This window comes from Steroidobacter sp. (assembly GCF_036402275.1).
GTDB lineage: Bacteria > Pseudomonadota > Gammaproteobacteria > Steroidobacterales > Steroidobacteraceae > Steroidobacter.
The window spans coordinates 146,405-156,232 of sequence record NZ_DASWTF010000005.1; the positions used below are offsets into that span (position 1 = coordinate 146,405).

Annotated in this window: 9 protein-coding genes; 5 read left to right on the forward strand and 4 right to left on the reverse strand. The window is 62.9% G+C overall.

What is annotated here, in order from left to right; all coding sequences use genetic code 11:
• Window positions 1–11: 11 nt before the first annotated feature.
• On the reverse strand, window positions 12–629 hold the full coding sequence (locus VGD45_RS02235) for a YceI family protein (protein ID WP_331153634.1): 618 nt from the start codon (window positions 627–629) through the stop codon (window positions 12–14).
• Window positions 630–871: 242 nt separating this feature from the next.
• Between VGD45_RS02235 and VGD45_RS02240 the strand changes: the two genes are divergently transcribed.
• The 4 genes from VGD45_RS02240 to VGD45_RS02255 all read left to right on the forward strand — a co-directional run bounded on the left by VGD45_RS02240 (window position 872) and on the right by VGD45_RS02255 (window position 5,205).
• Window positions 872–1,438: a cytochrome b gene (locus VGD45_RS02240; protein ID WP_331153635.1), complete on the forward strand. Its 567-nt coding sequence runs from the start codon at window positions 872–874 to the stop codon at window positions 1,436–1,438.
• Entirely contained in the window at window positions 1,435–2,025 is a 591-nt protein-coding gene (locus tag VGD45_RS02245; RefSeq protein WP_331153636.1) for a YceI family protein, read from the forward strand. The genes VGD45_RS02240 and VGD45_RS02245 overlap by 4 nt, the downstream gene beginning before the upstream one ends.
• Before the next feature lie 48 nt (window positions 2,026–2,073).
• Window positions 2,074–4,254 (forward strand): acetyl-CoA hydrolase/transferase C-terminal domain-containing protein, encoded by a 2,181-nt coding sequence (locus tag VGD45_RS02250; protein WP_331153637.1) that lies wholly within the window; start codon window positions 2,074–2,076, stop codon window positions 4,252–4,254.
• A gap of 117 nt (window positions 4,255–4,371) precedes the next feature.
• Complete coding sequence (locus tag VGD45_RS02255) at window positions 4,372–5,205, forward strand: DUF4097 family beta strand repeat-containing protein (protein WP_331153638.1); 834 nt, start codon at window positions 4,372–4,374, stop codon at window positions 5,203–5,205.
• Between the two features lie 4 nt (window positions 5,206–5,209).
• Here VGD45_RS02255 and VGD45_RS02260 read toward each other — a convergent pair whose 3' ends face one another.
• The 3 genes from VGD45_RS02260 to VGD45_RS02270 all read right to left on the reverse strand — a co-directional run bounded on the left by VGD45_RS02260 (window position 5,210) and on the right by VGD45_RS02270 (window position 7,769).
• Window positions 5,210–6,082 carry a fructosamine kinase family protein gene (locus tag VGD45_RS02260; protein ID WP_331153639.1) on the reverse strand — a complete coding sequence of 291 codons (873 nt, stop codon included), beginning with the start codon at window positions 6,080–6,082 and terminating at the stop codon, window positions 5,210–5,212.
• 9 nt (window positions 6,083–6,091) lie between these two features.
• Window positions 6,092–6,925, reverse strand: a complete 834-nt coding sequence (gene pyrF / locus VGD45_RS02265; protein WP_331153640.1) for an orotidine-5'-phosphate decarboxylase — start codon at window positions 6,923–6,925, stop codon at window positions 6,092–6,094.
• A gap of 118 nt (window positions 6,926–7,043) precedes the next feature.
• A complete protein-coding gene (locus VGD45_RS02270; protein ID WP_331153641.1) occupies window positions 7,044–7,769 on the reverse strand; it encodes a 2OG-Fe dioxygenase family protein in 726 nt (241 codons plus the stop codon).
• 132 nt (window positions 7,770–7,901) lie between these two features.
• On the opposite strand from VGD45_RS02270, the gene VGD45_RS02275 reads away from it, so the two are divergent.
• Entirely contained in the window at window positions 7,902–9,680 is a 1,779-nt protein-coding gene (locus VGD45_RS02275) for a M14 family metallopeptidase (RefSeq protein WP_331153642.1), read from the forward strand.
• Window positions 9,681–9,828: the final 148 nt, after the last annotated feature.

Consider the following 9,828-nt stretch of genomic DNA (forward strand, 5'->3'; position numbering starts at 1 on the left):
CTCAGTCCACCTCAGCGCTTCGTCGCGACTAGATTGAAGCGCACGTGCAGGCGGTCCTGCACTTCCAGTGCGCCGAGCGCGACGCTGAAGGGTTTCATTCCGAAGTCCGTCTGTTGAATGTCGAACTCTCCACTGGCGGTCAGTCGGCTGCCATTTACGGCGAGGGTCGCAGGCACGACGACGTCTCTGGTGGCGTCCTTGATAGTGATGCGCGCGCTGATGCGGGGCGCTTGCAGGGAGCCGGAGATTGCAACGGACTGCACCTTTACCTTCGGGTAGTTCTCGGCGTCCAGCACTTCCTTGCGCAGCATGTTCTTGCGCGTTCCATCCTTGTCGGCCGCCGGGATCTCCGGCGGGAAATCGCTGCCGGCGGCGCGACGCGCGTCGGGGTCGTCGACGATCAGGTCGGCCACCGGGAATGACAGCTCGAAGCCGGAGCCGGAGAACTGCGGTCGCATCCAGACGCGACCGGTCACCGATTTGCTGGTGATCACGTGGTTGTGCCCGAGGCGGGCAAACGTGCCGCCGCGAAACACGTGAATGTGCAGAACCGACGCCTGCGGATCGATCTCATAAACCTCCGCCCCCGTTTCCGAGGCCGGAGGTAACGGTTCGCTCTGAGGTGGCACGCTCGTGGGCGGCGCGGGGGGCTGGACCGGTCGCGGACAAGCGACAAGTCCTAAGCACAGAAGTAACAGGACCGCCACGCGGCCGGTCGCGCCCGCTGTTCCGCTTCGTAAGGTTGGCATTCCGGGGTGCCCCGCTCTGTGTCAGATTTGCCGTCGATAAAAGCTTCGCGTGGCCCCGCCCCGCGAATCGCTTACACTGTCGTCTCTAAGTGACCGTTTCAATGTGACCCGAGGTCGGAGTGATGCAACTGAAGAACGACGATTCGCGCTATGGCGTCGTCGCACAGTTATTTCACTGGGCCATCGTCGCGCTCATCATAGTGCAGTTCATCCTGGCCAACCGCGCCGACGACCTGCCGCTGGGCTCCGCCAAGATCGCCGTGCTGGCCCAACACAAATCCTTCGGCATCACCATTCTCGGGCTGGTGCTGCTGCGCCTGATCTGGCGCTGGCTCAACGTCGTCCCAGGCGAGCCGAAAGATGTGCCCACCTGGCAACGCATTGCCGCGCGCATCTCTCATGTCGCACTGTACGCGCTGCTGCTGATCACGCCGGTCGTCGGCTGGCTCATGTCATCGGCGCGCAACTTTCCCGTAAGCTGGTTCGGGCTGGTGACGCTGCCGGATTTCATCGCGCCCAGTAAGCCCGCCTATGAGTTCCTCCACGAGACCCACGAGTTCTTGGCGGGAACGCTGTTCTGGCTGGCGCTGCTGCACGTGGCCGCGGCGCTCAAGCATCACTTCGTCGACAAGGACAACGTGCTTCGCCGCATGTTGCCCGTCAAGTTGAAACAGGAAACGCCTCGATGACCGCTTCATCCCGAGTCCCCCATCGTCTCGCCGGCCGGCTGGTCGTCGGCTTGTCCGCCAGCCTGGCCGCCATGCTGGCGTTCGCCGCCGCGCAGTGGAGCATGCAACCGAAGGAAAGCAAACTGACGTTCGTCGGCGAGCAGGCCGGCGCGCAGTTCGAAGGCGGCTTCGACAAATTCACCGCCGACATCCGTTTCGATCCCGCCGACCTCGCGGCCAGCCGCTTCGACGTGAAGATCGACACCGCCTCGGTGAACACGCAGGACGGCGAGCGTGACGACACCATCAAGAGCGCCGACCTGTTCGACGTCAAACGCTTCCCCACCGCGCATTACGTCGCCGACAAGTTCACGAGCAAGGGCGGCAACAAATATTCCGCCACCGGCAAGCTCACGCTGCGCAATGTCACCAAGGACGTGCCCATCGAGTTCACGTTCGAGAACAAGGACGGCGGCGCATGGCTGAAAGGCGCCGCGAAAATCAAACGTCTGGACTTCGGCGTCGGCCAGGGCGAATGGAAGGACACCTCGACCGTCGGCAACGACGTGCAGGTGCGCTTCGCGCTGCGGCTCAAAGGCGCTTCATGATCGCAGCGGCAGCGATGATCCACCTGCAAGCCGGGTGACCGTAGCGCGATGTCTGCAGCCACCCCGCTCCGATTCACGGCTCCCGAGGACTGCGTAGAGGCCACCTTGAACCGGGTTGGCAAGCACGTGGTGCTTGGCCTGCCCGTCGCGATCGGCAAGCCCAACACGCTGGTCAATGCTTTCGTTTCGCGCGTGGCCGCGGATCCGAGCCTCAAGCTGACCATCATCACGGCGTTGTCTTTGCGCGCGCCCCAAGGACGCAGCGATCTCGAACGTCGTTTCATCGATCCGTTCTCGCGGCGGGTGTTCGGCAACTACCCCGAGCTCGAGTATCTGCGGCTCATGGAACGGCAGCAGCTGCCCGCCAACATCGAAGTGCTGGAGTTTTATCTGGAGCCCGGCGCCTGGCTGCGGAACGAACATCTGCAACAGCATTATCTCAGCAGTAACTATACGCACGTGGCTCGCGACGCCCTGCGCCGTGGCCTCAATGTCATTGCCCAGCAGGTCGCCGCGCCGCCGCCGGATGAAGCGCCGGGGTTGCTGAGTCTCGGCTCCAACGCCGATATGACGGCCGACCTGTTGCCGCAGATCGCCGCCATGCGCGCCGCCGGCAAAGGCAAGCCGTTCACGTTGATCGGACAAGTTCATCGCGAGATGCCGTTCATGTACGGCGACGCGCTGGTCACGTCGGACACGTTCGATTTTCTGGTCAAGGATCCGGACACGGCGCTGTTCAGCCCGCCGAACATGCCCATCCCGGCCACCGAACATGCGATCGCGCTGAACGTCAGCACGCTGATTCGCGATGGCGGCACGCTGCAGCTGGGAATTGGCGAATTGGGCGACGGCATCTGCTACGCCTTGCAGCTCAGGCAGCAGCAACCGGCGTTATATCGAGAAGTCCTGGAATCCACCGGCCTGCTCGCTCGCCATCGCCGGCTGATCGAAAGCGAAGGCGGCACCGCGCCGTTCGAACGCGGTCTGTATGGCTGCACCGAAATGCTGGCCGACGGCTTCCTCGATCTGTACCGCAACGGCATCCTGAAGCGACGCGTCTATCCGAGCGCCAAGCTGCAACGCCTGCTCGACGACGGACACATCGATGAACGCGTCAGCCTGCATACCCTCGACGCGCTCGTCGAAGCGGGCATGAGCCGCATGTCGTTTGCCGACTTCCAGGAATTCCGGGAAGTGGGTTTGTTTCGTGACGACGTCGAGTACGACCGCGGCGTGCTCATCACGCCGGACGGCCAGCAGCTGCGCGCCACCTTTTCCGACCCTGAGCAGCGTGCGCAGATCGCACAGCACTGCCTGGGCGACACGTTACGAAACGGCGTGCTCGCCGACGCTGGATTCTTCTTCGGCCCGAAAGGTTTCTATGCCGGACTGCGCGAGCTGCCCGCCGTTCAGCGCAAGATGTTCGCCATGCGGGGCATCAGCTTCGTCAACGAGCTGTACGGCCACGAATGGGAATTGAAGTGCGCCCAGCGTCGCTACGCACGCTTCGTCAACACGACCATGATGGTCACCGGCCTGGGCGCCGCCGTGTCCGATGCGCTGGGCGATGGCCGCGTCGTGAGCGGCGTCGGCGGCCAATATAACTTTGTCGCCATGGCGCATGCCCTGCCGGAGGCCCGCTCGATTTTGTGCGTGCGTGCTACGCGCACCTCCGACGGGACCACTGCATCGAATATCGTCTGGAGTTATGGGCACGCGACGATTCCACGCCACTTGCGGGACATCGTCGTGACCGAATATGGAATCGCCGACCTCCGCGGTCGCACCGATCGGGAAATCGTCGAAGCCCTGGTCGGCATCATGGACGCCCGCTTCCAACGAGCCTTCGTCAGCGACGCGCGGCGCGCCGGCAAACTGCCGAAGGACTGGAGCATCCCGGACGCGGCGCGCGCCAACACGCCGCAACGGCTGGCCAGCAAGTTCGCGCCCTGGCGCGAGCGCGGTTTGTTTACTGAATTGCCGTTCGGCACGGATTTCACCGCTGAAGAGATCGTGCTGGCCAAGGCGCTGCGTTCATTGGAAGCGGCGACCCGGACCTGGTCCGGCCGGGCGCGCGCGCTGCTCGACGCCCTGTTCAATGGCTCGTCGACGCCTGCGGTTCAGCCTCACCTCGCTCGCATGGGCCTGGCGCAAGCCAGTTCCCTTTCACAACACGTGCAACGTCGCCTTCTGACGACTGTTCTTCGCAAAATTTTGCACAGCGCCTGAGCAACGCCTATCTTTGCTTCCCTTCTGCAGACCGGGTGCGGGCCCGGTCCTGTAGCGAACCCGCCACGCTCAGCGCCGGCGGGCCGTGCGTTTAACTTATTCGAACAGGAAGTTTGCATGAACCACACCCTGGGGAGCCGGCTGCTTTTACTGTTTTGGTTGAGCGGCGCCAGCGCGGCTTGGGCGGAAAATTGCGAGTTCAGCTCCGAGCGCGTCGCCAATTTCAACGGCCCGGTCAAGAAAGTGGTGGTGACGGCCGAGGCCGGCACTCTGACGATCCATGGCGACACCAACGGCGAGCTCAAGGCCGTCGGCAAGGCCTGCGCCTCCTCCGAAAGCCTGCTCGGCAAGATCGCGCTGGAGAGCCGTCGTGAGAACGACATTGTTTATTTAACAGTAGTGATGGGCGGAGGCATGGGTGACATGTTCAGCTTCAATCGCTACGCATCGCTGGACCTGGACATCGCCGTGCCGCGCGACGCGGAGCTCGACGTCACCGATACGAGTGGCGATCTGGAGCTGAGCGACGTAGGCCCGGCCCGGATCAAGGACACCGCCGGCGATCAACTGCTGAAAAACGTCAACGGCGACCTCACCGTGCACGACAGCTCGGGCGTGATCCGCATCATGAGCGTGGTCGGCAACGTCGAAGTCGAGGACAGCTCCGACAACATTGACATCGAAGACGTCCGCGGCGAAGTGAAGATCGTCACCGACAGCTCGGGTGACATCGCCATCGCCAAAGTCACCGGCAATGCCGAGATCATGGAGGACAGCTCGGGCGATATCACCATTCGCGACGTGAGGAAGAACGTCAAGATCAACGACGACAGCACGGGCGACATCAACGTGACCGATGTGGGCGGCAATTTCGCCGTCACTGTCGATAGCAGCGGCAACATCCTCTACGAACGCGTTGCCGGCACCGTGCGGATCCCCGCCCGCACTTGATGATCTACATGGTCTCGGCCAGCAGGCGCTGAATCATTCCCAGCGCCTGCCGCTGATAACCGCCGCCGAACAGGTTGAAGTGGTTCAGCACGTGATACAGGTTGTAGAGCGTGCTGCGCGTGGCTGCGCCAGGATCCATTGGCCACGCCGCCTGATACGCCGCATAGAACGGCGCGCCGAAGCCGCCGAATAAACGCGTCATCGCCAGATCGGTCTCGCGATCGCCAAAATAGACCGCGGGATCGAACAGAACCGGCTGGCCACTCGCATCCGCGCCCCAATTGCCGCCCCACAGATCGCCGTGAAGCAACGACGGCACCGGGCGATAGTCGGCGAAGAAACATTCGAGCTGCTCGCACAGACGCTCACCGCTGTCGACGAGCTCGACTCCTGCGCCGTTCCGCTTCGCCAACGCAAGCTGCGGTCGCAAGCGGGAGTCGCGGAAAAACTCCACCCACGTCTCGGTCAGCCGATTCGCTTGCGGCGTGGAGCCAATCGTATTGTCACGATGCCAGCCGAATTTATCGCGAGTGACCCGGTGTTGAGCCGCCAGCAGCTCGCCCAGTTCTGTTTCGCTCCTGGCGGACGCGCTGCGCAAGTCGATCCATTCGAGCGCTAGAAAAGCAGTTCCTTCATGCTCGCTCAACGCCAGCACTCGCGGAACTCGCACGGCTTGCGCCCGAGACAACTCGACGAGTCCGTCCGCTTCGGCCTGAAACATTTCCAGGCTGGACGCATCGCCGTGCTTCACGAACACCGGGCCGCTGGCGCTCTCGAATCTGGAACAGGAATTGATCGAGCCGCCCGCAACACTTCGCTCCGAGCCCGCCGCGACTTTGCTTCCTAACGCGCGAGTCAGTGCGGCAGCGAGCGACATGACAATCGCCTACAGCAACTCGCGAGCTTGCTCCTGCAAGCCTCGAATGGTGGTGCGGATGTCGGCGACGGTGCCGCCGTTGGCCAGAATGGCTCTGGAAACATTGGGCAGCACGCGACCGCGCGCCGTCGGCATGCGCTTCAACACATCCTGCATCGTTGCGCCTTGCGCGCCGACTCCCGGCGCGAGAATGAACGATTGAGGCAGCGCAGCCACAGTCTCGGCCGCATCGTCGCAAGTAGCGCCCACGACGGCTCCGATGTATTCCAGCCCCTCACCCTGACGTCGATTGCGTAACGTGATCTCGCGACAAAGGTTCTGAGCGACGGTTTCGCCGTTGGCCATGCGAGCTGTTTGTAACTCGCGACCTTCGGGATTCGACGAGCGCACCACGACGAACACGCCGCCTTCGGCGCGCACGGCGATGTCCAGGAAAGGATCCAGCGCGGCGAGACCCAGATACACATGCGTGGTGACAGCGTCGACTCGCAACGTCGTGGTCGAAGAGAAATAACCTTCGGCGTAAGCGGCTCCTGTGGTGTCGATGTCACCTCGCTTGCCATCGAGCAGCACGAGCACGTCGCGACCGCGCGCGAGCAGCGTGAGCTCTTCCACAGCCTTGAGGCCGGCGCTGCCGAACCGCTCGAAGAACGCCGACTGCGGTTTGAGCAGCGAGATTCGAAAGTCCGCCGCTTCCAGCACGCGCTTGCCGAACTCGAACGCGCCGTCGGGCGTGTTGGGCAAATTGCAGGATTTCAACAGCGCCGCTGACGGGTCGATACCGACGCACAGCGGGCCGTGCTCGGCGATTTTCTGTTGCAGACGAGCGGCGAACGTGGACATGAGCAGGTACCTATTTCAGCAATGCGACATTGTACGGGCACCCCACGAAATCGCGTTAACTCCGTGCTAACCGGCACGGTTCGTGGAGCGATTTCGCGGGGACCCCGCCAGGGGCGTATCAAACGCCTGGTGACTGAAACCCGCGCTCGCGGAACGTAATCACCAGCGTGTCTCGCACGCCGCCGGGGCCGTCGTTCTGAATCGGCGTGGTCTCGTGGATGACCTTGGCGTCGTCGAGTAACAACGCCGTCCATGGCGCGCTCATGGTGAAGCGAACGCCGGAAATGCCTTCCGCTTCGAACACACGCGTTTCACCGCCGCGCACGTTGAAACGATTCACCAAGATCACCGCCACGTAATCGACGCCATCGCGATGCGCGCCTTCGGGAGTGGGACGGCCGATGCCTTCAGCCGTGTCGATGCGGAACTGATGGGCCTCGATGTACCAGCGTGGCACCGGGCGCGCACGCGCAAACAACTCGGCGAGCCCGCTGATCAACGCACTCCACACCGGAGCCTGCAGCACATCGCCGGTCATCGGCTCGAACCAGCGTTCCATGCCGCCGTGAAGTGCGTTGTATTCGGTGGGCTGCCAGTGCGCGCGATGAGGGACCAACTGCAGTCCGGCGCGCTCGTGAATAAAACAACTATGGCGGCGGAATCGGTAGCGGCCGCCGTCGCGCAAATACGCATCTCGCGGCAGTCGATTCCAGGAAGGCGACAGGCTGCTCAGATCCTCGAGGCGTACGCGGCATTCCTGCGCCAGTTCCTCCGGCTGCAATAACACACAGCCCACATCATGCAGCGACGAGGCCGCATCACCACTCGATCTACTCAGCTTCAAGTCGGACTCCCGCCGACGGATGCAATAGCCGTCGACGCCGCGAATTTTACCGCGACTGGAGCAAGAAACGGGACAACTTCAGGCGTCTTCATACAGTAATCTTGCGCGCCTGGTCGTCCACGGAAGCCGCCGATGATTCGTCATAAAACCGCCGCGCTCGCCTTGCTTGCCTGCGCTCTTGCCCCAGCCGCCATGGCTGCACCCTCGAGCACCGCCTCGCTGCGTACCGTCGCCGAGCAATCCGGCGATCGCCGCACCGGCCGCTACGAAGAAGTCGAAAGGCTGTGCCCGGCCTTTCAACAGCAGTGGCCGCAACAGGTCCGCTGCTTCGAATTCGGCCGCACGCCCGAAGGACGACCGATGCTCGCGCTGGCCGCCTCGGCTGACGGCACTCTGGACGCAGCCTCGGCTCGCCGGAGCGGCCGTCCCATCGTGTTCATGCAAGGAGGCATTCACTCCGGCGAGATCGATGGCAAGGACGCCGGCTTCCTGGCCCTGCGCCAGATGCTCGAAGGCTCGCTCGCCAAGGATGCGCTCAAGAACGTGACGCTGGTGTTCGTGCCGGTGTTCAACGTCGACGGCCACGAGCGCTTCGGCCGCTGGAACCGCCCCAACCAGGTCGGCCCGGAGGAAATGGGCTGGCGCGCCACCGCCCAGAACCTCAACTTGAATCGCGACTACGCCAAGGCCGAGGCGCCGGAAATGCAGGCCATGCTACGCCTGTTGGGCGAGTGGGATCCGATTCTGTACGTCGACCTGCACGTCACCGATGGCGCCAAATTCGAGCACGACATTTCATACAGCGTCGCGCCGACGCTCAACGGACACGATCCCATCCGACAAGCGGCGGTGGCGGTCCGCGACGAGTTGATGAAGCGCGCGGCGGAGAAAGGTTCGCTGCCGTTGGACTTCTATCCTTCTTTCCTGAAGGACGACGATCCGACCACGGGCTTCGCCGTGTCGGTCGGCCCGAAGCGTTTCTCGCAGGCTTATTGGGCCGGTCGTAACCGCATCGGCGTGCTGGTGGAAACGCATTCCTGGAAGGACTATCGCACGCGCGTGCGCATCACTCATCACACGATTATTTCGTTGATGGAAATGGCGGCGCGCGATGGCAAGAAGTGGGTTGCCGCTGCTCAGGCCGCCGATGCGGAAGCTGCGAAGATCGGCGGCTCGACGGTCGCGCTGACTTACACCAACACTCCGCACGTTCGCACAATCGAGTTCCGAGGCTATGAGTACGAGCGCACGCCTTCTGCGATTTCGGGCGCGCTCATGACTCGATACAACGATAAGAAGCCACAGATCTGGCGCATTCCGCTACTGGATGAAGTGAAGCCCGACATCACTGTGACCGCGCCTCGCGGCGGGTACGTCGTGCCTGCAAGCTACGCTGGTATGGTCGCCGAGAAGTTGACTCTGCACGGCATCGAGTTCCAGGCGCTCAAACAACCACTGAAAGCTTCGGAAGTAGAAGTCTTCCGCGCGACCAAAGCGGCGCCCGCTTCCGCAACCTTCGAAGGCCGCAGCGTCTTCAACGTCGAAGGCGACTGGAGCAAAGAGAAGCGCGATGTTTCCGCCGGCGCGCTGTTCGTGCCGATCGCTCAACCCAAGTCCGAGCTGGTCATGTCGCTGCTCGAACCCCGCGACCCGGACTCGCTGGTGAGCTGGGGCTTCTTCGCCGCCTCCTTCGAGCGCAAGGAATATATGGAAGCGTACGTGGCCGAAGAAGTGGCCGAAGAGATGCTGAAAAAGGACCCGGCCCTACGCCGCGAGTTCGAAAAGCGCCTGGAAGACCCCGCCTTCGCCGGCAACCCCAACGCGAGACTGGACTTCTTCTACCGCCGCCACTCGTCCTGGGATGAGCGGTACAACCTCTACCCGGTCTTGCGCATCGACCGCACTCCCTAACGCGACCACAAAGAGGTTTGGCAAAGGCGAAAGAGCAAACCGAACGCATCGGCGAGCGGTCTCGGGGGGAGGGCCTTCCGGCAGATTGAGAAACAGGGAAGTTTCGCCAATCAGCCCTACAGGGACGTATTCACGCGGCGGTGCCGGA